This window comes from Pseudomonas sp. PDM25, assembly GCF_019219045.1.
Classification (GTDB): domain Bacteria; phylum Pseudomonadota; class Gammaproteobacteria; order Pseudomonadales; family Pseudomonadaceae; genus Aquipseudomonas.
This window is the reverse complement of record NZ_JAHUWL010000007.1, coordinates 22,253-47,836: the sequence shown is the minus strand read 5'-3', so window position 1 is coordinate 47,836 and position 25,584 is coordinate 22,253. Positions and strand designations below refer to the sequence as shown.

General features: G+C 60.6%; 24 protein-coding genes. 5 read left to right on the top strand and 19 right to left on the bottom strand.

What is annotated here, in order from left to right; all coding sequences use genetic code 11:
* Window positions 1-30 precede the first annotated feature (30 nt).
* The 4 genes from KW848_RS14575 to KW848_RS14560 all read right to left on the bottom strand — a co-directional run bounded on the left by KW848_RS14575 (window position 31) and on the right by KW848_RS14560 (window position 4,808).
* A complete protein-coding gene (locus tag KW848_RS14575; protein ID WP_111450719.1) occupies window positions 31-1,905 on the bottom strand; it encodes an MFS transporter in 1,875 nt (624 codons plus the stop codon).
* 98 nt (window positions 1,906-2,003) lie between these two features.
* Window positions 2,004-3,155 (bottom strand): TDT family transporter, encoded by a 1,152-nt coding sequence (locus tag KW848_RS14570; RefSeq protein WP_218537271.1) that lies wholly within the window; start codon window positions 3,153-3,155, stop codon window positions 2,004-2,006.
* 105 nt (window positions 3,156-3,260) lie between these two features.
* Complete coding sequence (locus KW848_RS14565; protein WP_008148700.1) at window positions 3,261-3,572, bottom strand: cupin domain-containing protein; 312 nt, start codon at window positions 3,570-3,572, stop codon at window positions 3,261-3,263.
* A 42-nt stretch (window positions 3,573-3,614) separates the two neighbouring features.
* Window positions 3,615-4,808, bottom strand: a complete 1,194-nt coding sequence (locus KW848_RS14560) for an MFS transporter (RefSeq protein ID WP_218537270.1) — start codon at window positions 4,806-4,808, stop codon at window positions 3,615-3,617.
* A 92-nt stretch (window positions 4,809-4,900) separates the two neighbouring features.
* Between KW848_RS14560 and KW848_RS14555 the strand changes: the two genes are divergently transcribed.
* Both KW848_RS14555 and KW848_RS14550 read left to right on the top strand, forming a co-directional pair.
* Window positions 4,901-5,440: a TetR/AcrR family transcriptional regulator gene (locus KW848_RS14555; RefSeq protein WP_111450722.1), complete on the top strand. Its 540-nt coding sequence runs from the start codon at window positions 4,901-4,903 to the stop codon at window positions 5,438-5,440.
* 232 nt (window positions 5,441-5,672) lie between these two features.
* Window positions 5,673-9,143, top strand: a complete 3,471-nt coding sequence (locus KW848_RS14550; RefSeq protein ID WP_192406914.1) for a PAS domain-containing hybrid sensor histidine kinase/response regulator — start codon at window positions 5,673-5,675, stop codon at window positions 9,141-9,143.
* A 59-nt stretch (window positions 9,144-9,202) separates the two neighbouring features.
* Here KW848_RS14550 and rmuC read toward each other — a convergent pair whose 3' ends face one another.
* Window positions 9,203-10,567 carry a DNA recombination protein RmuC gene (rmuC, locus tag KW848_RS14545; protein WP_218537459.1) on the bottom strand — a complete coding sequence of 455 codons (1,365 nt, stop codon included), beginning with the start codon at window positions 10,565-10,567 and terminating at the stop codon, window positions 9,203-9,205.
* A gap of 175 nt (window positions 10,568-10,742) precedes the next feature.
* A complete protein-coding gene (locus KW848_RS14540; RefSeq protein WP_218537269.1) occupies window positions 10,743-11,066 on the bottom strand; it encodes a sel1 repeat family protein in 324 nt (107 codons plus the stop codon).
* Window positions 11,067-12,063: 997 nt separating this feature from the next.
* Between KW848_RS14540 and KW848_RS14535 the strand changes: the two genes are divergently transcribed.
* The 3 genes from KW848_RS14535 to KW848_RS14525 all read left to right on the top strand — a co-directional run bounded on the left by KW848_RS14535 (window position 12,064) and on the right by KW848_RS14525 (window position 14,480).
* Entirely contained in the window at window positions 12,064-12,288 is a 225-nt protein-coding gene (locus KW848_RS14535) for a hypothetical protein (protein WP_007898912.1), read from the top strand.
* Between the two features lie 277 nt (window positions 12,289-12,565).
* Window positions 12,566-13,048, top strand: coding sequence for a hypothetical protein (locus KW848_RS14530; RefSeq protein WP_111450726.1), 483 nt, complete (start codon window positions 12,566-12,568; stop codon window positions 13,046-13,048).
* A gap of 145 nt (window positions 13,049-13,193) precedes the next feature.
* Window positions 13,194-14,480, top strand: coding sequence for an OmpP1/FadL family transporter (locus KW848_RS14525; RefSeq protein ID WP_218537268.1), 1,287 nt, complete (start codon window positions 13,194-13,196; stop codon window positions 14,478-14,480).
* A gap of 88 nt (window positions 14,481-14,568) precedes the next feature.
* Here KW848_RS14525 and KW848_RS14520 read toward each other — a convergent pair whose 3' ends face one another.
* From KW848_RS14520 to KW848_RS14465, 13 genes are all read right to left on the bottom strand, one after another.
* Complete coding sequence (locus tag KW848_RS14520; protein ID WP_218537267.1) at window positions 14,569-15,120, bottom strand: glutathione peroxidase; 552 nt, start codon at window positions 15,118-15,120, stop codon at window positions 14,569-14,571.
* Window positions 15,121-15,175: 55 nt separating this feature from the next.
* Window positions 15,176-15,298 carry a hypothetical protein gene (locus KW848_RS31830; protein ID WP_007977581.1) on the bottom strand — a complete coding sequence of 41 codons (123 nt, stop codon included), beginning with the start codon at window positions 15,296-15,298 and terminating at the stop codon, window positions 15,176-15,178.
* Window positions 15,295-16,503, bottom strand: coding sequence for an MFS transporter (locus KW848_RS14515; protein ID WP_192406904.1), 1,209 nt, complete (start codon window positions 16,501-16,503; stop codon window positions 15,295-15,297). The genes KW848_RS31830 and KW848_RS14515 overlap by 4 nt, the downstream gene beginning before the upstream one ends.
* A 52-nt stretch (window positions 16,504-16,555) precedes the next feature.
* Window positions 16,556-16,960, bottom strand: coding sequence for a MarR family winged helix-turn-helix transcriptional regulator (locus tag KW848_RS14510; protein WP_033055842.1), 405 nt, complete (start codon window positions 16,958-16,960; stop codon window positions 16,556-16,558).
* Between the two features lie 201 nt (window positions 16,961-17,161).
* Complete coding sequence (locus tag KW848_RS14505; protein WP_218537266.1) at window positions 17,162-17,893, bottom strand: adenosylcobinamide-GDP ribazoletransferase; 732 nt, start codon at window positions 17,891-17,893, stop codon at window positions 17,162-17,164.
* 2 nt (window positions 17,894-17,895) lie between these two features.
* A complete protein-coding gene (gene cobC, locus KW848_RS14500) occupies window positions 17,896-18,471 on the bottom strand; it encodes an alpha-ribazole phosphatase family protein (protein ID WP_218537265.1) in 576 nt (191 codons plus the stop codon).
* Window positions 18,468-19,523: a nicotinate-nucleotide--dimethylbenzimidazole phosphoribosyltransferase gene (gene cobT / locus KW848_RS14495; RefSeq protein WP_218537264.1), complete on the bottom strand. Its 1,056-nt coding sequence runs from the start codon at window positions 19,521-19,523 to the stop codon at window positions 18,468-18,470. Before cobT ends, cobC begins: the two co-directional genes overlap by 4 nt.
* Window positions 19,520-20,041, bottom strand: coding sequence for a bifunctional adenosylcobinamide kinase/adenosylcobinamide-phosphate guanylyltransferase (gene cobU / locus KW848_RS14490; protein WP_218537263.1), 522 nt, complete (start codon window positions 20,039-20,041; stop codon window positions 19,520-19,522). Before cobU ends, cobT begins: the two co-directional genes overlap by 4 nt.
* A 135-nt stretch (window positions 20,042-20,176) precedes the next feature.
* Window positions 20,177-21,649: a cobyric acid synthase gene (locus tag KW848_RS14485; protein WP_375154717.1), complete on the bottom strand. Its 1,473-nt coding sequence runs from the start codon at window positions 21,647-21,649 to the stop codon at window positions 20,177-20,179.
* Window positions 21,646-22,638: a threonine-phosphate decarboxylase CobD gene (gene cobD, locus KW848_RS14480; RefSeq protein ID WP_218537262.1), complete on the bottom strand. Its 993-nt coding sequence runs from the start codon at window positions 22,636-22,638 to the stop codon at window positions 21,646-21,648. Before cobD ends, KW848_RS14485 begins: the two co-directional genes overlap by 4 nt.
* Window positions 22,631-23,539: an adenosylcobinamide-phosphate synthase CbiB gene (cbiB, locus tag KW848_RS14475; RefSeq protein ID WP_218537261.1), complete on the bottom strand. Its 909-nt coding sequence runs from the start codon at window positions 23,537-23,539 to the stop codon at window positions 22,631-22,633. The genes cobD and cbiB overlap by 8 nt, the downstream gene beginning before the upstream one ends.
* Window positions 23,536-24,186 carry a 5,6-dimethylbenzimidazole synthase gene (gene bluB / locus KW848_RS14470; RefSeq protein ID WP_192406893.1) on the bottom strand — a complete coding sequence of 217 codons (651 nt, stop codon included), beginning with the start codon at window positions 24,184-24,186 and terminating at the stop codon, window positions 23,536-23,538. The genes cbiB and bluB overlap by 4 nt, the downstream gene beginning before the upstream one ends.
* Entirely contained in the window at window positions 24,183-25,583 is a 1,401-nt protein-coding gene (locus KW848_RS14465; protein ID WP_218537260.1) for a cobyrinate a,c-diamide synthase, read from the bottom strand. The genes bluB and KW848_RS14465 overlap by 4 nt, the downstream gene beginning before the upstream one ends.
* Window position 25,584 lies beyond the last annotated feature (1 nt).

Below are 25,584 nucleotides of genomic sequence, written 5' to 3'. Positions count from 1 at the left end.
CGCTGGGTTAGCGGCCCGCCACGACAGGAATCAGCGTACTGCGCCGCGCAATTCGCCCACCATCCCTTGCAACCTGGCTGGCTCTGCCGCCTCAACCGACACTGCAGGACCTGCCACCAGCGTCACCCGTGACCACAACCGGCGAAACACGCCCTTTTGCGGATCGCGGCTGAAGAAACTCCCCCACAACCCCTGCAATGCCAACGGAATCACCGGTACCGGCGTCTCTTCGAGAATCCGCGTCAGCCCGCCCTTGAACTCGTTGATCTCGCCATCAGCAGTCAATTTGCCCTCCGGGAAGATGCACACCAACTCGCCGTCCTTCAGATATTGAGCAATGCGCGTGAAGGCTTTTTCGTAGATCTGAATGTCTTCCTGACGACCGGCGATCGGAATGGTCCCGGCTGTGCGGAAGATGAAGTTCAGCACTGGCAAGTTGTAGATCTTGTAATACATCACAAAGCGAATCGGCCGACGCACCGCGCCGCCAATCAGCAAGGCGTCGACGAAGGACACGTGATTGCACACCAGCAACGCCGCGCCTTCATCGGGAATCAGCTGCAGATTGCGATGCTCCACGCGGTACATGGAATGGCTGAGCAGCCAGATCATGAAGCGCATGCTGAACTCGGGGACGATGCTGAAGATGTAAGCGTTGACGCCGATGTTCAGCAGCGACACCACCAGGAACAGCTGCGGGATCGACAGCTTGACCATGCTCAGCAAGACGATCGAGACAATCGCCGAGACCACCATGAACAGCGCGTTGAGAATATTGTTGGCGGCAATCACCCGCGCCCGCTCGTTCTCCGGGGTACGCGACTGAATCAACGCGTAGAGCGGCACGATGTAGAAACCGCCGAACACCCCAAGCCCCAGAATGTCGATCAACACCAGCCAGGCATGGCCAAAACCCAGGACTTCGATCCAGCCATGGCCTGCAACGCTGTCCGGAATTCCACCGGAATGCCACCACAGCAGCAAACCAAACACGGTCAGACCGAAAGAGCCGAACGGCACCAGACCGATTTCGACTTTGCGGCCGGACAGTTTCTCGCAAAGCATCGAACCGAGTGCGATACCGACCGAGAAGACCGTAAGAATCAGCGTCACCACGGTTTCGTCACCGTGCATCCACTCTTTGGCATAGGCCGGGATCTGCGTCAGATAAATCGCCCCGACAAACCAGAACCACGAGTTGCCGACAATCGAGCGTGACACTGCCGGAGTCTGCCCCAAGCCCAGCTTCAACGTGGCCCAGGACTGGCTGAAAATGTTCCAGTTCAGGCGCATTTCCGGGGAGGCGGCCGCGGCCCGTGGAATGCTGCGGCTGGCCAGATAGCCGAGCACCGCAACACCGACGATCGCCGTGGAGACGATCGGCGCGTAATGACTGGAGGACATCATGATCCCGGCACCGATGGTGCCGGCGAGGATCGCCAGGAAGGTGCCCATTTCCACCAGACCGTTGCCACCCACCAGCTCTTCGTCACGCAAGGCCTGGGGCAGGATCGAGTATTTCACCGGCCCGAACAGCGCCGAGTGAGTGCCCATGGCGAACAGCGCCACCAGCATCAGCGACAGGTGATCGAACATGAAACCGACCGCGCCGACCGCCATGATGGCGATTTCCCCGAGCTTGATCAGACGAATCAGCGCGTCCTTGGCGAACTTCTCCCCGAACTGCCCGGCCAATGCCGAGAACAGGAAGAACGGCAGGATGAACAGCAGCGCACACAGGTTGACCCAAATCGAGCGGTCACCGTCGATCGTCAACTTGTAGAGAATGGCGAGAATCAGCGACTGCTTGAAGATGTTGTCGTTGAACGCCCCAAGCGACTGCGTGACGAAGAACGGCAGGAAGCGCCGGGTGCGAAGCAAGGTGAACTGTGAGGGGTGACTCATCTTCCATGTGTCCCTGATGTTAGGTAGAGAGTGGCGTGGATGCAGTTATTGGAATATCCAACGACGATCCAGGCCACACATTACCTAAACTTTGCAGGTTATTTGTTTAATCCTGCAATGCACGGTGAGACAAATAACTCACCCCGCCAGGCGCCCTGCACCGTCCGCTTGGCGACGATCAGCCACATCGCCGCCAGCAGCACCACCAGCACGCAGCCGAAGGCGCTGAAAAACGTCAGGTTCAAGGTGCTGGCCAGTTTCAATGTCGCCAGGGAATAGACGCCCAACGGGAAGGTGAAACCCCACCAGCCGAGATTGAACGGAATACCGACGCGCAGGTAACGCAGGGTGATCAGCACCGCGGTCAGCATCCACCACAGACCAAAGCCCCACAGGGTGATCCCGGCCACTAACCCCAGCCCGGCGGCGATTTCACCGATGCCCGGCAGACCGTTGGCCGCAAAGATCGCCGGCGCGTCGGCGCCCAGCAGCAGCATGCCCAGCGCCCCGGTGCCGATCGGCCCCAGCGCCAGCCAACTGGAGGCGGCCATGTTTTCGTGGGGCAATTTATGCAGCGCCATGCGCAGCAACAGAATGGTCAGAATGCTGAACGCCACCGGTAGGGAAAACGCCCAAAGCACGTAGCTGGTTACCAGCACCACCAGTTGCGAATGGGCATCGACCAGGTGCGGCGCCAACAGACCACCGCTGGCAGCCGCCACTTCTGCCGCCACCACTGGCAACAGCCAGACGGCGGTCATCTGGTCGATGCTGTGTTCCTGACGGGTGAACATCAGGTAGGGAATCAGCACACCGCACGCCACAGACATCGCCACATCCAGCCACCACAGCACCTCGGCGAGATGAATCACGCCCTCGCCCCAACGCGGCAGACCGAACACCAGGAAGCCATTAATGAGGGTCGCCAGGCCCATGGGGATCGTGCCGAAAAACATCGAGACCGTGGAGTGACCGAAAATCCGCCGCGCCTCATCGAAAAACAACGCCCAACGCGCCGCGTATAGCGCCGTGAACAAAACGAACAGGGCGATATTGAACAACCAAAGGGCTTCGGCAATCGCGTGCAAACCGGCATTTGTTCCCGGCAGCTGCGCCAGCGCCAACGCCAGCACCCCGGTGCCCATGGTGGCGGCGAACCAGTTCGGCGTGAACTGGCGGATGACTTCACGCGGGTGCTGCAAATGACTGAAGGGTTTGAAACCGGCTGGGGCAGTGTTGGGGCATGTCATGGTGAACTCCTGTCCTCTGTTGAGGTGGAGCCCATGGTAGATCCGAATCGAATATCGATATAACGGGTAATATCTCTAACTGTTATCTGTTTTGCAGATATAGCGTCAGACGCTGCCTTCAGTTTCGATCACCAGGATTCTTGCCGCACCCTGCGGATGGGCTACGTGTTCGGTGCCGACGTCGGCATAGAAGATATCGCCTACGCCCAACTCCACTTCTTTCTCCTGACCTGCTTCGCGATAGCGCATCTGCACAACGCCATCCAATACCACGAACACTTCCTGCCCATCATTGATGTGCCATTTATAGGGCTGATCGGTCCAGTGCAAACGCGTGGTGATGCCGTTCATGTTGGCGATATCCAAAGCGCCCCAGGCACGGTCAGCGGTGAAGGATTTGCTGCGGATGATTTTCATGCGTCGGTCCGTCGAAAGGCAGGGCGGTGCCAAGGCTAACGGTCATCGAACATCGACGCCACAGACTTTCATGGACTGCTGACGCAACAACGCGAACAAAGCGCCGACCGAGAGCGTAATCAGCACCGCACCGTAACCATCGGTGGTGGCCACCAGCCCGAAGGTCCGGGTCAAGTTCCCGGCCAGCAACGACGGCAAGCAGAACGCCAGATAACTAAGCACGTAGTAAGCCGACATCAACCCTGCCCGTTCATGGGGTAAGGCCAGCGGCACGACGCTGCGCAATGCACCGAGGAAACCGGCGCCGAAACCGCATCCGGCCACCAGTGTCCCGACGAAAAACAGTGGCAGGCTGGCGCTGTGCACCGCCAGCAGAATCAGTGCGACGCCGGCCGGCAGCAAACTGCCACCCAGGCGCAAGACCTTGTCGGCCGGCCGATCGCGCAAGGTGTAGATCATCAACGCGCCGGTCACCGTCAACACGGCCACCGTCGCACCGCCAATCAGATTTGAGGTCGATCCCGTGGCCGTGCGCACCAGAGACGGTGCCAACGAAGCGTAAAAACCACCGAGCGCCCACACCGCGATGTTGATCGGCAGCACCAGCCACAACGTACGTCGCGCCTGGATCGGCACATGCAGTGTCGGGCGCAGCGAAGCCCAGGCTCCCGGTTGGGGGCTGACGCTTTCCGGCAAGCGCCAGACGTACAGCGCTTGCATCACAAACAGCGCGAACAGCACCCAATAGGTCAACTGCAACGGCAGCGGTGCAAACTCAGCCAACAAGCCGCACCCCATGGCGCCCGACGCCATGCCCAGCAATGGCGCCACACTGTTGACCAGCGGCCCTTGCTGACGATCGGTGTCCAACAGCGCCGCACTCAGTACGGCAGTGGCCATCCCCGTAGCAAAACCTTGAAGCACTCGTGCACTGATCAACCAGGCGACACTGTCTGCATTGATAAACAGCAGCATCGCCAGCATGTTCAACATCACAGCAGTGAAGATCACCGGTTTGCGCCCCAGGTAATCCGAGAGCGAACCGACCGTGAGCAATGCCGCCAGCAAGCTGATGGCGTACACGCCGAAAATCAGGGTCAAGGTCGCTGCCGAGAATTGCAGGTGTTCCTGGTACAGGTGATACAACGGCGTCGGCGCCGTGGACGCCGCCAGAAAACTGAGTAAGGTGATCGCCAGGAACCACAGGCTTGAACGATTAGACGTTGAACTGGACATTGAGCACACTCCGCAAAAGCTAACTTTTTGCTTTTGCGGAGTGTGCTACTGACCAACGCTTAAAGCAAATTCTTTGTGTTAAGGTCCGATGCATGGCTATTAAAGAAGGTTTACGCCCGGGTGGCCGCAGCGCCCGGGTGCAAGAGTCGGTTCACTCGGCAGTCCGCGATCTCCTCGAAGAGCAGGACCGCACCACTGTGACCGTCCCGCAAATCGCCGCGCGCGCCGGCGTCACGCCGTCGACCATCTACCGGCGCTGGGGCGATTTGTCGGTGTTGTTGGCGGACGTCGCCCTCGCTCGCATGCGCCCCGAGAGCGAGCCGGCCAATACCGGCAGCCTGCGCGGTGACGTGCGCGCCTGGGCCGAGCAGTATCTGGACGAAATGAGCTCCGAGCCCGGCCGCAACATGTTGCGCGACGTGCAATGCAGCACCACGCCGGCCCTTTGCGCGACAATCATTGGCGGGCAGTTGCAGACGATTCTGGATCGTTACCCCGATCAGCCGAAGCCGAACGTTGATCGGCTGATCAACCTGGTGGCGGCGCCGACGGTGTTTCGCATCCTGTTTTCAGCGGCGCCGCTGGAGGTTGAGGAGTTGCATCGGTTGATCGAGATTGCGCTGAATCAGTAAGGCCGCCTTCGCGAGCAAGCCCGCTCCCACAGGGGATTTGTGAACGACACAGATCCAATGTGGGAGCGGGCTTGCTCGCGAAGGGGCCGGAAAAAACACCAAAAATCCAACTGGCACACCGCCTGCGACACCCCGCCACGCCGCGACCTTGGTCGACACTGACTAACCCCTGCCATCGTGCGAGACTGTCTGTCCGGGCGGGAGTCCCGGGTGTCTTTTGTCTGGAGTTCCCATGTCGCTGTCCAGCGGGCTGATCGCCGCCGTCGCCCTGGCCTATATGGCCATCATGTTCGCCATCGCCTTCTACGGCGACCGTCGCAGCGCACCGTTGCCGCCGCGAGTGCGCGCCTGGGTGTACAGCCTGTCGCTGGCCGTCTATTGCACCAGCTGGACCTTCTTTGGCGCCGTGGGCCAGGCCGCCGAACAACTCTGGTCGTTCCTGCCGATCTACCTCGGGCCGATTCTGCTGCTGGTGTGCGCGCCGTGGGTCCTGCAAAAAATGGTGATGATCAGCAAGCAGGAGAACATCACCTCCATTGCCGACTTCATCGCCGCGCGCTATGGCAAATCCCAGTCACTGGCGGTGGTGGTGGCGCTGATCTGCCTGGTCGGCGTGTTGCCCTACATCGCGCTGCAACTCAAGGGCATCGTGCTCGGGGTGAACTTGCTGATCGGCGCCGGTGCCGACGCCATGGGCACACGCGCCCAGGACACAGCATTGATCGTGTCGCTGGTGCTGGCGCTGTTCACCATCGTCTTCGGCACCCGCAACCTCGACGCCACGGAACACCACCGCGGCATGGTGCTGGCGATTGCGTTCGAATCCCTGGTCAAGTTGTTTGCCTTTCTCGCGGTCGGCGCGTTCGTGACCTACGGCCTGTACGACGGTTTCGACGACCTGTTCGACCAGGCCATGCTCGCCCCGCGCCTCGAAGAGTATTGGAAGGAAACCATCAACTGGCCGTCGATGGTGGTGCAGACCGGCGTGGCAATGATGGCAATCATCTGCCTGCCCCGGCAGTTCCACGTGACCGTGGTGGAAAACATCGACCCCCAGGATCTGCGCCTGGCCAAATGGGTGTTTCCAGCCTATCTGGCGCTGGCAGCGCTGTTCGTCGTTCCTATCGCCCTCGCCGGTCAGATGCTGCTGCCGAGTTCGGTGCTGCCGGACTCTTTTGTCATCAGCCTGCCGCTGGCTCAAGCCCATCCGGCCCTGGCAATGCTGGCGTTTATCGGTGGCGCCTCGGCGGCGACCGGCATGGTGATTGTCGCCAGCGTGGCGTTGTCGACCATGGTCTCCAACGACATGCTGTTGCCATGGCTGCTGCGGCGCAACAATGCCGAGCGGCCGTTTGAAGTGTTCCGCCAGTGGATGCTCTCGGTGCGCCGAGTGAGCATTGTGGTGATTCTGCTGCTGGCCTACGTCAGTTATCGCCTGCTCGGCTCGACGGCGAGCCTGGCGACCATCGGCCAGATCGCCTTCGCCGCCGTGACCCAACTGGCCCCGGCCATGCTCGGCGCGCTGTACTGGAAACAGGCCAATCGTCGCGGTGTGTTCGCCGGTCTCGCCGCCGGGACATTCCTGTGGTTCTACACCTTGATCCTGCCGATTGCCGCCAACAGCCTCGGCTTGTCGTTGAGCAGTTTCCCGGGCCTGGCCTGGTTGCACAGCAACCCGTTGCACCTGCCGATTACCCCGCTGACCCAAGGCGTGGTGCTGTCGCTTGCGGGCAACTTCACACTGTTCGCCTGGGTGTCGGTGCTGTCGCGCACGAGGGTTTCGGAACATTGGCAGGCGGGTCGCTTCATCGGTCAGGAAATCAGCGCCCGCCCCAGCGCCCGTTCGATGCTGTCGGTGCAGATCGACGATTTGTTGCAGCTGGCCGCACGCTTCGTCGGCGAAGAACGCGCCCGTCAGAGTTTTATCCGCTTTGCCTACCGTCAGGGCAAAGGCTTCAACCCGAACCAGAATGCCGACGGTGAATGGATCGCCCATACCGAACGTTTGCTGGCCGGTGTGCTCGGCGCTTCTTCGACCCGTGCGGTGGTAAAAGCCGCCATCGAAGGTAGGGAAATGCAACTCGAGGACGTCGTCCGAATCGCCGACGAAGCCTCGGAAGTACTGCAATTCAACCGCGCGCTGCTGCAAGGCGCAATCGAGAACATCACCCAAGGCATCAGTGTGGTCGACCAGTCGCTGAAACTGGTGGCCTGGAACCGGCGCTATCTGGAGCTGTTCAACTACCCGGATGGACTGATCAGGCTTGGCCGGCCGATTGCCGACATCATTCGCTACAACGCCGAGCGCGGCCTGTGCGGTCCCGGCGAAGCCGAAGTGCACGTCGCACGACGCTTGCACTGGATGCGTCAGGGACGCGCCCACACCTCTGAAAGACTTTTCCCCAATGGCCGTGTGATCGAGCTGATCGGCAACCCGATGCCAGGCGGCGGTTTCGTCATGAGTTTCACCGACATCACCGCGTTCCGCGAGGCTGAGCAAGCGCTGACCGAAGCCAACGAGGGCCTGGAGCGTCGGGTCACCGAGCGGACCCACGAACTGTCGCAACTCAACCTCGCGTTGACCGAAGCAAAGGGCACCGCGGAATCGGCCAACCAGTCGAAAACCCGTTTCCTGGCGGCGGTCAGCCACGACTTGATGCAACCATTGAACGCGGCGCGACTGTTCTCGGCCGCCCTTTCCCACCAGGACGATGGCCTCTCCGCTGAGGCGCAGAAACTGGTCCATCATCTGGACACTTCACTGCGCTCGGCCGAGGACTTGATCAGCGACCTGCTGGACATTTCCCGCCTGGAGAACGGCAAGATCAACCCTGATCCCAAACCGTTCGTGCTCAATGAGATGTTCGACGTCCTCGGTGCCGAGTTCAAGGCGCTGGCCCTCGACCAAGGACTGAAATTCCGCGTCAGGGGCAGTGCGTTGCGCGTCGACAGCGACATCAAACTGTTGCGACGAATCCTGCAGAACTTCCTGACCAATGCCTTCCGCTACGCCAAAGGGCCAGTGCTGCTAGGGGTTCGCCGACGCAAGGGCGAGCTGTGTCTGGAAGTCTGGGACCGTGGTCCGGGCATTCCGTTGGATAAACAGCAGGTCATTTTCGAAGAATTCAAACGCCTCGACAGCCACCAGACGCGTGCTGAGAAAGGCCTGGGGCTGGGCCTGGCGATCGCCGACGGGTTGTGTCGCGTGCTCGGTCATACCTTGCGCGTACGCTCCTGGCCGGGGCGCGGCAGCGTGTTCAGCGTCAGCGTGCCGTTGGCTCGGGCGCAAACCGCGATCCCGACCAAGGTCGCCGAGCTCAATGGCAAATTGCTGAGCGGCTCGCAGGTACTGTGCATCGACAACGAAGACAGCATCCTGATCGGCATGAACAGCTTACTCACGCGCTGGGGTTGTCAGGTCTGGACCGCGCGCAACCGCGATGAATGCGCGGCGCTGCTCAGCGATGGAATGCGACCGCAATTGGCGCTGGTGGATTACCACCTGGACGATGGCGAGACCGGGACCGAACTGATGGCATGGCTGCGAACCCGATTGGGTGAGCCAGTGCCAGGGGTAGTGATCAGCGCCGATGGGCGACCGGAGACGGTGGCCCAGGTGCATGCGGCGGGGCTGGATTACCTGGCTAAACCGGTGAAACCGGCGGCGTTGCGGGCGTTGCTGAGTCGGCATTTGCCGTTGTAGTGCGGCAGGTTTGAGTCTTGTGGTGTGCAACTGCCGACTTGCTCGCGAAGCTTTTCGGCTTACTCCGGCAATTCGGCCAACCCATCCACATCCGTCATCGCCCGCTCCAGCAAATCTGCCGGCAGGCTCTTGCTCGCCCGTGCGCCAAGCAACTTGAGCTGCTCGGCGCGGCTGACGAGATTGCCCCGTCCTTCTGTCAGCTTATTGCGCGCCGAGCTGTAGGCTTTATCCAGTTGTTGTAAGCGATTGCCGACTTCATCCAGATCCTGGATGAACAACACGAACTTATCGTACAGCCACCCGGCCCGCTCGGCGATTTCCCGGGCGTTTTGGCTCTGGCGCTCCTGCTTCCACAGGCTGTCGATGACGCGCAGGGTCGCCAGCAAAGTGGTCGGGCTGACGATCACGATGTTGCGATCGAAGGCCTCCTGAAACAGCGTCGGCTCAGCCTGCAATGCGGCGGAAAACGCCGCTTCAATCGGAACGAAGAGCAGGACGAAATCCAGGCTGTGCAAACCGTCGAGACGCTTGTAATCCTTGCCGGCCAGCCCTTTGACGTGAGTGCGCAGAGACAGCACGTGCTGCTTGATGGCGATCTGGCTGATGGCATCGTCTTCGGCCGCGACGTATTGCTGATAGGCCGTGAGGCTGACCTTGGAGTCGACCACCACCTGTTTGTCGCCCGGCAGATAAATGATCACGTCCGGCTGGAAACGCTCACCGTCCGGCCCCTTGAGGTTGACCTGGGTCTGGTACTCGCGCCCCTTCTCCAGGCCCGCGTGTTCAAGCACTCGCTCAAGAATCAGCTCGCCCCAGTTACCTTGGGTTTTCTGCCCTTTCAAGGCGCGGGTCAGGTTGGTGGCTTCGTCGCTCAGGCGCAGGTTCAGCTGTTGCAGCCGCTCCAGTTCCTTGGCCAGGGAAAAACGTTCGCGGGCTTCTGCCTGATAACTTTCTTCGACGCGTTTTTCGAAGGACTGGATGCGTTCTTTCAACGGATCGAGCAACTGACCGAGACGTTGTTGGCTGGATTCGGCAAAGCGCTGCTCGCGCTCGTCGAAGATCTTGCCGGCCAGCTCCGCGAACTGCGCTCGCAGCTCGTCTCGCGAGCCCTGCAGGTCGTTGAGGCGCTGCTGATGGCTTTCCTGCTGCTCACGTAGCTCGGCGTTGAGCGAAGCGGCCTGGGCGTCCAGACGGCGCAACTCAGCCTCCTTGCCGGCGCGTTCCAGATTCCAGGCGTGGGCGGCATCGCGTGCGTCGTCACGTTCGATCTGCAGCAGTTCGACTTCACGGCGTAGGGCGGCCAGGTCTGCCTGTTTGGCGGCGTTGGCCTGGCCCAGATCACCTATTTCATCGCGACAGGCTTCGAGTTGCGCGTTCAATCCATCCTGAGCCAGAAGGGCCATGGCCAGACGCTCTTCCAGCAGTGCAACCTCTGACTGCGTGGTGCTCGCTCGCCGCTGAAGTTGCCAGGCCAGTACCAGTAACGGCAGCGCAGCGCCCGCCAGACCGAGCAATGCGCTGGTCAAGTCCATAGCCATAGCCACTCCTGCCAATGAAATAAAGCTTGAAGGTTAACCAAGGCGTCAGGTCTTGGACAGCTCAGTCTTCGATCAGACCCAGTTCTTGCTGGGCGCGCCGATCCCCTGCCCGCGCGGCCGAACGCAGAAGCTCCTGACCGATACGGCGATCCCGGGCATTCCCGCATTCACGGCACATCAGCTGACCGAGACGGCTTTGCGCGGCCACGACCCCTTCACGGGCTGGCTGCTTGAGCAACCGTCCGGCGAAGTGTTTGACGTTGGGGTTTTCGCCCAGGCTCGGGCTGTCCAGCAGCCACTCGGCCACCCGCATCGAAAGGCGCTTGGGCGGGGTAATGCTGGGAGGTGTGGAGGTTGCAGAGACTGATACTGAGCGAAACTTCATAAAGCACTGTGGGGCAGATCGGAAGGCGCGCCACTCTACTCTTTTTTTCTTACAGGTAAAGTCTAAAAAAACCCGGCACGCCCGTCCTAGAGCAAGCGCTCGGGACAATCCACAGAAGCTGTGGATAACTCAGTGGACAACCGCCCTTGAACTCTCGCAAAGCCGTATGGAATGGGGCCCGCAGTCAAACTGACGATTTTTTCACCAGTAAAAAAAAGCGATGTTTTTCATTGACTTAAATTTTGGTTACAGGCACCCACTGCGTTTGAAGGGATGATGACAGCGGCGTGACACCCTGCGTGACTTATGTGCACAAGTCCCTTCGAGGCAGTTATATCGATGCGCTTTTTCGGCGCATTTTTTGCCTGCACCTGGGGATAAACCTTGGCAAACCCGTGATCCAGACAGGTGTTGGCCCGATGAACCGTGACTACCAATGGTCGGAATTTGTTCTATTACAGGGCGCGTCTGCGGATCACGAGCCTATCGAGCGCCAATCCGGACGTTGAATAAGGGCGTTCTCAGAACTATTTTGCTAACACACTTCCCTTCGGCTATTCAATCCGTTAGTATCCGCGGCGTTAGTACCAAGCTGAAAGTCAATTCTGGTCGAACACATCCCCCCGGTCAGCCTTCCCAAAGGAAGCCTCCACCGACAAAGCGGGATCGACCACCTCGATGGTTTCCAGGTAAACCTTGCGTCAACACAGCCTTTGAATCGAAAGCAAAGGGTGTTGCGAAGCTCACTTACTCTGACCGAACCAACCTGCAAATTGATCAGGATCTTCACCCTGGGCCCAGAACCTTTGCCCTTGATGTGTTGCCTGCCCTCCTAAGTACCTACCTGCCAGCCCAAGCGCGCCAATTTATCAGCGCTTCAAACTGGCTGCTTTGTTCCAGTCGGGTTCTTCGTTCGACCAATGGTGGTCGTCGTCACTGGAACGTTTTAACTTTGCACGGTTCTTATCCGTGTCGCTTGTAGGAACACCCCATGACTATGTCTACTCAAATCCACACCCAGGATGCCATTCGCACCCTAACCAACGCTTTTGCACCAATGAACTGCCTGATCATGGCCGCTCGCAAAGGCTGCTTCAGCTTCACTCTGGTCAACGAACACGGCATCGCTCGTCACAGCGAACGCCTGTACCCCGATCAATACTCCAGCGCCGAGCCGCTGCAGGCCGTGATCGAGCGTACCCGTCAGGCACTGGTTGCCTGATACGCCAGAAAGACTGAAAACCTCAAAAGCCTCGCTTTAAAAAAGCGGGGCTTTTTATTGCCTGAAATTTCTCTTTTCGCCGCTGCCGCCTAAGCACAAACCGATATAACGGTTATAACTCGCAGCCGGAAATATTTTAAAAACAGGCCTTTACGACGCGAATATGACACTACACTTCAACTCAAGCGGCTTAAGCCGCTTCCGGCGAGCCTGATTCGATTCACCCGCTGCCAAGGCCCTTCAGGTATCGCCGACCATTTCATGTTTCGAGGGTTTTATGGGTATCGCTGCCAGCGAACTGTGCCGTTATGTGATCCGCCCGACCTTGATTTATCTCGGGTGCCATAGCGCAACTGCCGAATCCTTGCTGCTGGGTGTCGCCGCCAGCCAGTCAGCCCTTGGAACGGCCCTGCATGACCGCCGCGGGCACGGTTTGTACCGAATCGCCGAACTCCGCCACCAGGCACTTTGGGACCACTACCTGGCACTTGACCCGGAACGCGCGAGCCTGGTTCGCGGCCTGGCCAGCCAACATGCGTTCCTGAGTGGTCCGCACCTCGAATTGACCGTCAACCTGCGTTACGCCACAGCCATCGCCTGGCTGCTGGTAGAAGAACAGAACACCCCCCTCCCCGAAGCAGACGACCTACTGGGAATGGCCCGCATCTGGCGCCAGACCTTCCAGCCTCAAGGACGCCTGAGAGACTTCACCTGCGCCTGGCAAACCTGTGTTTCACCGCTGAATCAGGTCGCCTGCTGATCTGCTGTTTCCACAAGATCGCGAAACGGCAGCGATTTTGGTCGGATTGTCCTACAAAACCGCTCTAAATCAAGCGATACAGCCTATAGCGCTGGGACGAAAATGTTGGTAATTTTCGCCCCGGTGATCACCAGGAGTTCTAATAATGAAAAAAGTAATGCTCAAAACCACCCTTAGCCTCGCCGTTACCTTGGCATCCACCCAGATCTTCGCAAGTGGCTTTGCCCTTAACGAACAAAGCATCAGCGGGATGGGGACAGGTTTTGCGGGGCGCTCTTCATCTGCCGATGATGCAAGTACAGTTTTTGGCAACCCTGCCGGTATGGCCCGCCTCAAAGGCCAGCAAATCACTGGCGGTTTCGCAGCGATCGACGCCTCGACCGATATCAGCGATACCAGCGGCCGTTCAAGCGGAACCAACAAAGGCGATATGGTTCCGCTCACTTCAGTACCGATGGGTTTCTATACCAATAAAATCAACGATGAATGGGCTTTTGGTTTGGGCGTCTACGCTCCGTTCGGGCTGATCACCGACTACGAAAGCGGCTTTCAGGGCCGCGCTTTCGGCAGCAAGAGCGAAGTCAAAGTCATCACTCTGCAGCCAACCGTCAGCTACGCTTTCAACGATAAAGTTTCGATCGGTTTTGGCCCTACCATCAACCGGATTTCCGGCACCCTGGAATCGGACATTGCTCTCCCTGTCCCCCGGACTGGTGATAACAATGTGGAGATCAAGGGCGATGATACGGCCTTGGGCTTTAACGCCGGCGTCCTGGTGCAAGCCACCGACACCACTCGCGTGGGCCTGACCTATCACTCGAAAGTGAACTACAAGCTCGACGGCCACACCGATGTGTCTACCGGCGCTGGTGTGCCACCTCAGCTGCTCAAATCCAACCGTTACGATGCCTCGCTGAAGATCGAAACACCTGAGTCCTATGACCTTTCCGTGACTCAAGATATAAATGATGCCTGGAAGCTCTATGCCGGTGCTACCTGGACTCGCTGGAGCCGCCTGAAAGACATCACGGTCAACAACGAAGGCGTAACCGCACTTAACGGTGGTGCCCTCGCCCCACGAATCGTGGGTACCATCAAGGAAGACCAGAACTGGCATGACACCTGGGCCTACGCCGTGGGTACTTCCTACCAGTTGAACAAGCAGTGGGTACTGCGTACCGGTCTCTCCTTTGACCAGTCGCCCACCAACAACACTGATCGTTCGCCACGCATCCCTACCGGCGACCGGACCATCTTCAGTGTCGGTGCGGGCTTCAACCCAACCGACGACTGGACCATTGATGTGGCTTACTCTTACCTCAAGGAAGAATCTGTCACTGTCAACCGCGCTAACGCTTTGGGTCAGTCCTACAACGCCAAGTACGAAAACAGTGCGAACGGTTTCGGTGTTGGCGCGACCTACCGCTTCTGATGATTCACGGCGAACCTGAACCGCTCGCCGCCTGAATTGAAAAAGCCCCGCTCTCTTGTACAGAGGCGGGGCTTTTTGATGGACTCGATCAGGGTTGCGAGGCCAGGGCTTTCTCCACCGCGGCGATGAACTCGGGATCGTCAGGCTTGGTCAGGCTGGAGAAATTGGCGATCACCTGGCCCTTGCGATCGACCACGTACTTGTAGAAGTTCCACTTCGGCGCGGTGCTCTGCCTGGCGATGATCTTGAACAAGTGTGTCGCATCATTACCGCGGACTTTCTGCGGTTCAGTCATGGTGAACGTCACGCCGTAGTTCACGTAGCAGACCTTGGCAGTCTCTTCGCCATCCTTGGACTCTTGCTTGAAGTCATTGGACGGAACACCGATCACCTCCAGCCCTTGATCCTTGTATCGCTGATTCAGCGCCTCAAGGCCTTTGAACTGCGGGGCGAAACCACAGAAGCTCGCGGTATTGACCACCACCAGCGGTTTGCCGGCGAAGCGCTGGCACAGGTCGATGGATTCCTTGGCGCGCAGCTTGGGCAACGAGCCTTGCAAAAGCTCCGGGCATTCGGCCGCTTGAGTCAATCCACTAAACGCTACCAGTAACGCGGGAACTGTGAGCCAGCGCATCAGCATGTGGGGGCATCCTCGATAAGTCGTCCAAACCGAAGTTACTCGCCCTCACATCCTGCTAGCAAGCACCCATGCCCAGTTGCATCAACGCCAGCCCGCCCTGGTGCCACCCCCACCACGACAGGGCCAGCAGCAAGGCGCAGACAGCGGCGACAGCGATCCGCGGCCAGAGACTGTTCATATCGCACTCATCTGTGTTTGCAGGCGCGCCACCGGCCGCTCACGCACCGGCCAGTTCAGGGCGGCCGCCAACAGGCTCAAGAGAATCGCCACTTGCCAGATCAAGTCATAGCTCCCGGTTCGGTCATACACCACCCCGCCCAACCAGCCACCGAGGAACGATCCGAGCTGGTGAAACAGGAAAACAATCCCACCGAGCATGGACAGATTTCGCACACCGAACAAGGTCGCGACGGTGCCGTTGGTCAAGGGTACCGTCGACAGCCACAGGAAGCCCATCGCCATGCCAAACAGGTACGCAGTGGTCGTCGTGACGGGCGCCCACAGGAACAACCCGATCACCACTGCCCGCAGCAGATACAGGCCAGTAAGCAAACGTGGCTTGGACATCCGTCCGCCCAGCCAGCCCGCCGTGTAGGTCCCGAAAATATTGAACAGCCCGATCAACGCCAGCACCGTGGTGCCGACGCTCGCCGGAAGGTGCTGATCCACCAGATAAGCCGGCAAGTGCACGCCAATGAATACCACCTGGAAACCGCAGACAAAAAAGCCGAACGCCAGCAGCCAGAAGCCCGAATGGGAACAGGCCTCGTGCAATGCTTCGGACAGCGTTTGCTCATGACCGAACACCGGCAGCGGCTTGTCCTTGAGCATGCTGACCAGCGGCACAATCAGTGCCACCAACAGGCCCAACACCAGCAATGCCGCGGACCAGCCGAGCCAGCCGATCAACCCCAGCGTGCCGGGCAACATGGCGAACTGGCCGAAAGAGCCGGCAGCGCTGGCGATGCCCATGCCCATGCTGCGTTTCTCTGGCGGCACTGCGCGGCCGACCACGCCGAGGATCACCGAGAACGAGGTACCGGACAGACCGATGCCGATCAACAGGCCGGCACTCAGTGACAAGGTCATGGCCGAATCCGACAGGCCCATGAACACCAGGCCCAATGCATACAAGACACCGCCGACCAACACCACTTTCGCGGCGCCAAAGCGATCGGCCAGCGCGCCGGTGAAGGGCTGAGCCAGGCCCCAGATCAGGTTCTGCAAGGCAATGGCGAAGGCAAACGTCTCACGCCCCCAACCGAACTCGGCACTCATCGGCGCCAGAAACAGCCCGAAGCCGTGTCTTACACCCAAGGACAACGCAAGAATCAGCGCACTCCCCAACAATACCCAACCACACGTACGCCACATCGATGTCATTCTTGTTCTCCGGTAGCGGGTATATACCCGCTTAAGATCGGAAAAACCGGCATCACGCCAGTTCGTCCAGCAGTCGCAGCAAGGTTTCGCGTTTCTCGGCACCCAAGCGGTCAATCAACCGCTGTTGCGCCGCTTCCCACGCGGGCAAGGCCGCTTTCAGGCGTTCAACACCGGCCTCGGTGAGCATGACGATGCGGTTACGCATGTCTTCGCCCTCGACCAGCATCAGCAGGCCTTCGCCTTCCAGCACCCGCAGATTGCGCCCCAAGGTGCTGCGATCCAGCCCCATGGCCTCGGCCAACGTGGAAATACTCGGTTTATCCAGACGCTGCAGATTACACAGCAGAGAATACTGGGCGACGTTGATCCCGAAGCCGTCGAGAGCGCCGTCGTAATGCCTGCTGACGCCACGGGCGGCGCGACGCAGGTTGATGCATAAACATTGGGAGTCGAGCATGGTGCGTGTATATACCCGCTGTTGTGTTAAATCAAGTTACAGATGAGTTCATTCATAGTTATTGAGGATCTGACAGACCGCTTTCGCGAGCAAGCCCGCTCCCACATTAGATCTTCAGCGAACATAGATTTTTTGTTCTGCGCAATCAAATGTGGGAGCGGGCTTGCTCGCGAAAGGTCCAGCACATCCACCCAATAAACATCAGGTCAACGCCAATCCCACCAGCACCGCGACCTCAAGAATCTCCAGCAACGCCCCCGCCGTATCGCCCGTCGTGCCGCCCAATCGGCGCAGCATCACTTGCCGCAGCCAGACAAACACCAGCGCCGCCAGCACCACTGCCAACACGCCGCTGAGACCGGCAATCAAAACGCAAGCCAACGCACTCACCGCCAACACCTGCTTGCCCGCCAACCGTGGCAGATGATCGGCCAGCGCTTGCCCCAAGCCACCGGCGCGCACATAAGGCGTGGTCAGGAACAACCCCAACATCGCGCTGCGCCCGATCATCGGGACAATGATCAGGACAACGGCGTGTTGCTGCTCGATCAATGCCAGCAACGCGGCGAATTTGAGCAGCAACACCAGCACCAGCGTCACGACCGCAATCGGCCCGCTGCGCGGGTCCTTCATGATCGTCAAGGTGCGCTCGCGGTCGCCGAACCCACCGAGCCATGCATCGGCGCTGTCGGCCAGGCCATCCAGGTGCAAGGCACCGCTGAGCAAGACCCAAACCGTCAGCAACAGCGCGGCGTGAAGCAACAACGGGGTGCCGAGCAGCAGCCAGTTGAACGCCCACAAAATCCCGCCGAACAGCAGGCCGACCAGCGGATAAAACAGCAGCGACCGCCCCAATTCCTGTGGTTCCGGCATGCCCGGCAGACGAATCGGCAGACTGCTCAAAAATTGCAGGGCGATCCAGAACGGCAACATGGTCAGAGCGCTTCCTTTAACAACAGGCCGGATTCGACCGTCAGCGAAAACAACGCGCCATGCCCGACTTCGACGTTGAGCAACTGCTCACGAGGCAATCCCCGCGCCTGAGCCAGCAACAAGCGCATGACCCCGCCGTGACTGATCAGCAACACCCGCTCGCCTGCGTAGGTAGCCTGCAAGCGCTCAACAGCTGCCAACACCCGCGTCGAAAAATCCACCACCGGCTCACCCTGAGGCGGCGTAAACGAATAAGGGTCGGCCCAGAATAATCCCAACGCCTCGGCATCGGTTTCCATCAACGCGGCGGCGCTCTGCCCTTCCCAGGCGCCGAAGTGCAGCTCCTGGAGGTCTTTATCCAACTGCACCGGCAAACCCAACTGTGCACCGAGTTCTTCGGCGAACCGCGCACAGCGCTGCAGTGGCGAGCTGACCAAACGATCCCAAGACCCCTGCTCGACCACCGCCGCGCGCATCTGCGCCCAGCCCTTTTCGGTCAGCGCATCGTCGAGACTGCCGCGCAAACCGCCACCGAGTTCGGTTTCGCCGTGGCGCAACAGGTCCAGGTGCAAGGTCATGCCGGACGGTCCGCCACGGCGGCCTCGGCGAAGGTCGCCATCTGCCCGTGAAGGTCGCACGCCAGACGCAGCAACGGCACGGCCAACGCGGCGCCACTGCCCTCGCCCAGACGCAGGCCGAGGTCCAGCAGCGGTTCGGCGTTCAAGGTTTCCAGTACATGACGATGACCCGGCTCGGCGCCGCGATGGCCGAACAACAGCCACTGACGGCATTCAGGATTCAAGCGCACTGCCACCAACGCCGCGACGCTACAAATGAAACCGTCCACCAGCACTGCGACGCCTTCCTGGGCACACGCCAGATACGCGCCGACAAGTGCCGCGATTTCAAAACCGCCGAGGTTGAACAAGATTTGCAGCGCATCGCCACGTTGAGCGCTGTGCAACGCCAAAGCGCGTTCGATCACCTGCGCTTTATGGCTGACACCCGCCGCATTCAAACCCGTGCCCGGCCCGGCCAGATGCACCACCGGGCAATCGAGCAAGGCACACGCCAACGCACTAGCCGCGGTGGTGTTGCCGATGCCCATCTCGCCACCGATAAACAACTGCGCACCCGCCGCGATGGCGCGCTGCACGCTGTCGCGGCCGGCCTGCAAAGCGAGTTCGCCTTGAGCCGGGGTCATTGCCGGACCTTCGACGAAATTCGCCGTACCCGGGCCGATATTCATGTGACGCACACCCGGCAAATTCAACGACGGCGTCACCGTGCCGAGGTCGACGACTTCCAGGGAGGCCCCGAGTTGCCGCGCCAACACGCTGATCGCCGCCCCACCGCTGACGAAGTTGAGCAACATCTGCCCGGTGACTTCCTGGGGAAATGCCGACACCCCTTCAGCGACCACGCCATGGTCACCGGCAAAAATCGCGATCCACAGCTGATCCAGACTCGGCTTGACCTGCCCTTGCAACCCGGCCAATTGCACGGCCACCGACTCAAGGCGACCGAGGGAGCCGGCCGGTTTGGTCAGCTGCTGTTGACGGGCCTGCGCCTGCTCGACCGCTTGAGCATCGATCGGTTTGCACGGGTTCAGCCACCAGGATTGAGTCATAACGCAGTTCCTTTCAAAGTCAGGGGCAGGCCGGCGACGGTCAGGACGACTCGCTGACAGCGCTCGGCCAAGGCTTGATGCAGCCAACCGGCTTCATCGACATAGCGGCGAGTCAATTCGCCCAGCGGCACGACACCCATTCCGGTCTCGTTGCTGACAAAAATGATTTCACCCGGCAACGATGCCAGGCAGTCCAGCAGCGCATCACGCTCGGCCGACAGCCGTTCGGCGTCGTCGAGCATCAGCAGATTGGTCATCCACAACGTCAAGCAATCCACCAGCAGGCACTGATCAGCGCTGGCGGTTTCGCGCAGGACGCGGGCGAGCTCCACAGGTTCTTCGATCAACGCCCATTCGGCTGGACGACGGGCGCGGTGATGGGCCACCCGCTCGTTCATTTCACCGTCGAGGGGTTGGCTGGTGGCGATGTACGTCACTGCCAGACCGCTGTCGGAGGCGAGTTTTTCAGCCAGGCGGCTTTTGCCGGAGCGCGCGCCGCCGAGGATCAGTTGCAGCATGGTCATTCCTTCAAGTTAGCGGTGAGGCCACTGCCCTCTTCGCGAGCAAGTCGAATCGTCGCACCGCCGCTCCCACATTGGAATGCGATCACCTGTGGGAGCGGGCTTGCTCGCGAAGAGGCCAGCACGGTCACCCTAAAACCCACAGAGCTCACGCAACAGTCGGGTATCCAGATGCTTCTCCACCAGATCCGCCAGCCGCTCGATATCGCGCTCACGCAACGCGTGATAATCCACGTCCTGCACCGCCTGCAAATCGGCCCAGCGCAACAGCGCACTGCACGCCGCGGGCGATTCAAACAGGCCATGCAGATAGGTGCCGAAAATCTGCCCATCCACGCTTTGCGCACCGTCGCAGCGACCGTCGTCCAGTTGCACGGCGGCGTTTTCCAGCGCCGGCCCGGTGGTCACGCCAGCATGAATTTCATAGCCGCTGACCGGCGCGTCTTCGAGCGCCAGACGCCCGCGCACATTGCGCAATTGCTTCTCTTCTTCGAGCCGGGTTTCGAACGCCAGCAAGCCCAAACCGGCGCTGGAACCCGGTGCGCCTTCGAGGCCCAACGGGTCGTGTACCTGGTCGCCGAGCATTTGCAGACCACCGCAAATCCCCAGCACTTTGCCGCCATAACGCAGATGACGACTGATCGCAGTGTCCCAGCCATTGGCCCGCAGATACGCGAGGTCGCTGCGCACGCTTTTCGAGCCGGGAAGAATAATCAGGTCCGCCGGTGGAATCGCCTGACCGGGGCCGACAAATTGCAGATCCACCTGCGGATGCAGGCGCAGCGGATCGAAATCGGTGTGGTTGCTGATGCGCGGCAGCACCGGCACCACCACTTTCAGCACCTGATCGGCCTTGTCGGTCTGACGCTGGTCGATGCCGTCCTCGGCTTCCAGGTGCAAGTCCATCACGTAAGGCAGAACGCCGATCACCGGTTTGCCGGTGCGCGCTTCCAGCCAGTCGAGACCCGGTTGCAGCAAAGCGATATCGCCGCGAAACCGGTTGATAATGAAGCCTTTGACCCGCGCCTGCTCGCTGGGCGATAGCAGTTCCAGCGTGCCCACCAGGTGCGCGAAAACCCCACCGCGATTGATGTCGGCGATCAGCACCACCGGACAATCCACGGCCTCGGCAAAGCCCATGTTGGCGATGTCGCCGGCACGCAGATTGATCTCGGCCGGCGAGCCCGCGCCTTCGACCATGACCACGGGATAAGCCGCGCTCAGCCGTTCATGAGAGGCCAGCACTGCTTGCATGGCGATGGCTTTGTAGTCGTGATACGCGACTGCGTTCATCGTCGTGACCGCGCGGCCATGGATGATCACTTGAGCGCCGGTGTCGCTATTGGGTTTGAGCAGCACCGGGTTCATGTCGGTGTGCGGCTCAAGGTTGGCGGCCTGAGCCTGCACCGCTTGCGCACGACCGATCTCGCCACCGTCGGCGGTCACGGCGCTGTTGAGCGCCATGTTCTGTGGCTTGAACGGCACGACGCTGACGCCCTGACGCGTGACCCAGCGGCACAACGCCGTTACCAGCGTGCTTTTACCGGCGTCGGACGTCGTGCCCTGCACCATCAAAGTCGCGCCCTGCACCCTCAACGTAGTCATTGGGTTTCCCTAGCGTAGGCTTCGAACGCTTGCGCGAGACGTGTCCAGTCGGCTTCATCGGCGGGCAAGCCGAAACGCAGGCTGCTGTTGTGCGTGAACAACCGCAGCAGAATGCCGCGCCGTGCCATGAATTCATGCAAGGCTTCGGCGCGTTCGGTGATCATCCATTGAAACAACGCGCAGCCGCCCTGTGGTTTGAAACCGTGCTGTTCCAACAGCAGCGCCAGACGCTCGCTGGCCTCTTCAGTGCGAACCCGTTGCCGGGCATGCCCTTCGGTATCCAGCAGACAGGCCTGACCCAGTACCCGCGTCGGCCCGCTGACCGCCCATGGTCCCACTTGCTCGGCCAGCAACTTGAGCAACTTGCGCTCGGCCAGCGCGAAACCCAGGCGCACACCGGCCAGGCCGAAAAACTTGCCGAAGGAACGCAGCACGATCAACCCGACCCGATTGGCAAAAGGTGCCAGGCTCAGCTGCGGCGTGTTGTCCATGAACGCCTCGTCCACCACCAGCCAGCCACCGCGCTGGGCCAGCCGCGAGTGCCAGTCGAGCAGGCGACTGGGTGTCAGGCTCAGGCCGGTAGGATTGTTCGGGTTGACCACCACCAGCACGTCGAGGCTGTCGAGATAAAAATCGACTTCCTGCTCCAGCACTTCACGCACGATGTAGCCATTGCGGCGCCACGCTTCGGCGTGTTCGGCGTAACACGGCGAGAGCACGCCGACCTTGCCCGCCCGGCGCAATCGCGGCAGCAACTGGATCGCCATTTGCGAGCCGGCCACCGGCAGCACCTGAGCGGCGCCGTAATAATCACAGGCCGCCTGCTCCAGGCCGTCATCGGTTTCCGGCAAACGCGCCCAGGCCCGCAACGGAATCTCCGGGACCGGAAACGGCCAGGGCGCGAGGCCGCTGGACAGGTCGAGCCACTCAGCTTCGGCGATGCCGTATTCGAGCGCCGCCTTGCGTAACCGACCACCGTGCTCAAGCATAAAATTCAGCCCCCACGCAGAGGATCAGCAACCATAACCATACCCCGCGCTGGACCAATTGCCAGCCGCGGTCGATGGAGTCGGCGTCCGCCGGTTCGCCTTCGCCCAATGGCGGACGCTGATGCAGTTCGCCGTGATAAATCGCCGCTCCACCCAACTCGACACCGAGCGCTCCGGCACCGGACGCCATCACCGGGCCCGCATTCGGGCTGTCCCAGGTCGGGCCCTGGGTGCGCCAGCATTTCAGCGCCAGACGGGTTTTGCCCAGCAGCGCGTAGGTCAATGCCACCAGGCGTGCTGGAATATAGTTGAGGACATCGTCGATCTTTGCAGCCGCCCAGCCGAAACGCTCGAAGCGCTCATTGCGGTAGCCCCACATCGCATCCAGCGTGTTGCTCAAACGGTAGAGCACCACGCCAGGCGCGCCGGCCACGGCAAACCAGAACAGCGCAGCGAATACCGCATCGCTGCCGTTCTCCAGCACCGATTCTGTAGCGGCGCGGGCGACTTCGGTTTTATCCAGTTCGCTGGTCTGGCGGCTGACCAGATAACTGACACGTTTGCGCGCCTCGTCCAGATCATCACTGCGCAGCGCCTTGGCCACCGGCTCGACGTGTTCACCGAGACTGCGCATGCCGAGGGCGCAATAGAGCACCAGAATCTCGACGATCCAACCGACATAGGGCGCCCAGGAAAACGCCGTGGCCAGCAGGGTCAGCGGTAACACCGCGATGACCCAGGCAGTGACACCATGACTGCGCCAGCCGCGACCTTCACCGTTGAAACGTTGCTCGATGCGGTCGGCAAAACGGCCGAACGCCACCAGCGGATGCCAGCGTTTGGGTTCACCCAGCAGCGCATCCAGCGCAACCGCGGCGACACTCAACAACGCCACACTCATTGACTCACTCCCCAATAATTTTCATACAGCAGCTCACTGAGCGGACGCGCCTGCGCCCAGCCTTCGAGTACCAGCATCGGCGCCGGATAGAATTCCTTGACCGGCCCCAGGCAAAGAACGGCCAAGGGCTTGGCTCCGGCGGGCAAACCCAGCAAGTCCGCCAGTGCTTGCGGCTCGAACAGCGAGACCCAGCCCATGCCCAATCCTTCAGCGCGGGAGGCCAGCCAGAGGTTCTGAATCGCGCAGGATAGCGAGGCCATGTCCATTTCCGGCATCGTGCGACGGCCGAAGATATGACGCTCGCGATCATCCATCAGCGCCGCGACCAGCACCTCGGCGCAGTCGTTGATGCCTTCGACTTTCAGCTTCATGAATTCGTCGGTGCGCTCGCCGAGGGCTTCGGCGGTGCGGATGCGTTCTTCTTCCACCAGTGACTGGATCTTGCCGCGCAGGGTTCGATCGCTGATGCGGATGAACCGCCAGGGCTGCATCAGGCCGACACTCGGCGCCTGATGCGCGGCTTCGAGCAGGCGCCGCAGCAACTCGGGCTCGACCGTGCCACCGCTGAAATGACGCATGTCGCGGCGTTCGCCGATGGCTCGGTAGACCGCTTCGCGTTCGGCTTGGCTGAATGCGTTGTCAGTCATGGCCTCTTCGCGAGCAAGCCCGCTCCCACAGTGGAAGGTGTGCTGCCTGAAGAAACGCGGCCCCCTGTGGGAGCGGGCTTGCTCGCGAAGGCGGCCTCAAGGTCAGGCGCAAACAATGCGGCAATCGCCGAAGGATTGGACGGAAAATAAAAGTGCACATAAGAAGCCGTCATCCGCCCCTCACGATAAACCGCCTCCGCCCCACGCCCACCATTCGGGCTCAGCCCACGAGCAATCGGCTCAAGTTCAGTGCTGGTCAACGAATGGTGATAGGTGTGCCCACGCAACAAACCTTCTGGCAACTCGACTGCCTGCAACGCCAACGCGGCCAGACGCTTTTGCATCACCGCATCCCCCGCCAGCAAGCCGACCAGTTCAGCACGAGTGCCCTCGACATCGGTCAACGAATCGAGCAGATACAGCATGCCGCCGCACTCGGCCAACAACGGTTTACCCGCCGCATGGTGAGCGCGGATGGCGGCCAGCATCGTGGTGTTCTGTGACAGCGCTACATGGTGCAATTCGGGATAACCGCCCGGCAGATAGAGGCTGTCTGCCTCCGGCAATTGCGCGTCACGGATCGGTGAGAAAAACGACAACTCGGCGCCCATCGCTCGCAGCAAATCCAGGCTTGCACCGTAGGTGAAGGCAAACGCTTCGTCACGGGCCACGGCGATACGCACACCGGCCAGCAACGGTTCTGCAGCGATCACATCAGGCGCGGCGAATTCCACCGCCGGTGGCAGCGCGACCTCGCAACTGCTGGCCAGCGCATCGGCCGCTGCATCGAGACGCAGGTCAAGATCGTTCAACTCACTGGCCTGAACCAGCCCGAGATGCCGACTCGGCAATTCGATCCCGGTTTCCCGGGACAAGGCGCCGTACCAGCGCAAGCCTTCAGTGAGGCTGCCTTCCAGTAATTGCGCGTGACGCAGGGTGCCGACGCGGTTGGCCAGCACACCGGCAAACGGCAAGTCCGGCTGATACTTTGCCAGCCCCAACGCCAGTGCGCCAAAGGTCTGGGCCATGGCAGTGCCGTCGATCACACCGAGCACCGGCACACCGAAGTGCCGCGCCAGATCAGCACTCGACGGCGTGCCGTCGAACAGCCCCATGACGCCTTCGATGAGGATCAGATCGGCTTCGCCGGCGGCTTCCCACAACAGCCGACGACTTTCCTGCTCGCCGACCATCCACATGTCCAGTTGATACACCGGCGCACCGCTGGCGCGCTCGAGAATCATCGGGTCAAGAAAGTCCGGGCCGCATTTGAACACGCGCACTTTGCGCCCCTGATTGCGATGCAAACGGGCCAGCGCGGCGGTGACGGTGGTCTTGCCCTGACCGGAGGCCGGTGCGGCAATCAATACCGCCGGGCATTGACGATGGCTATTCATA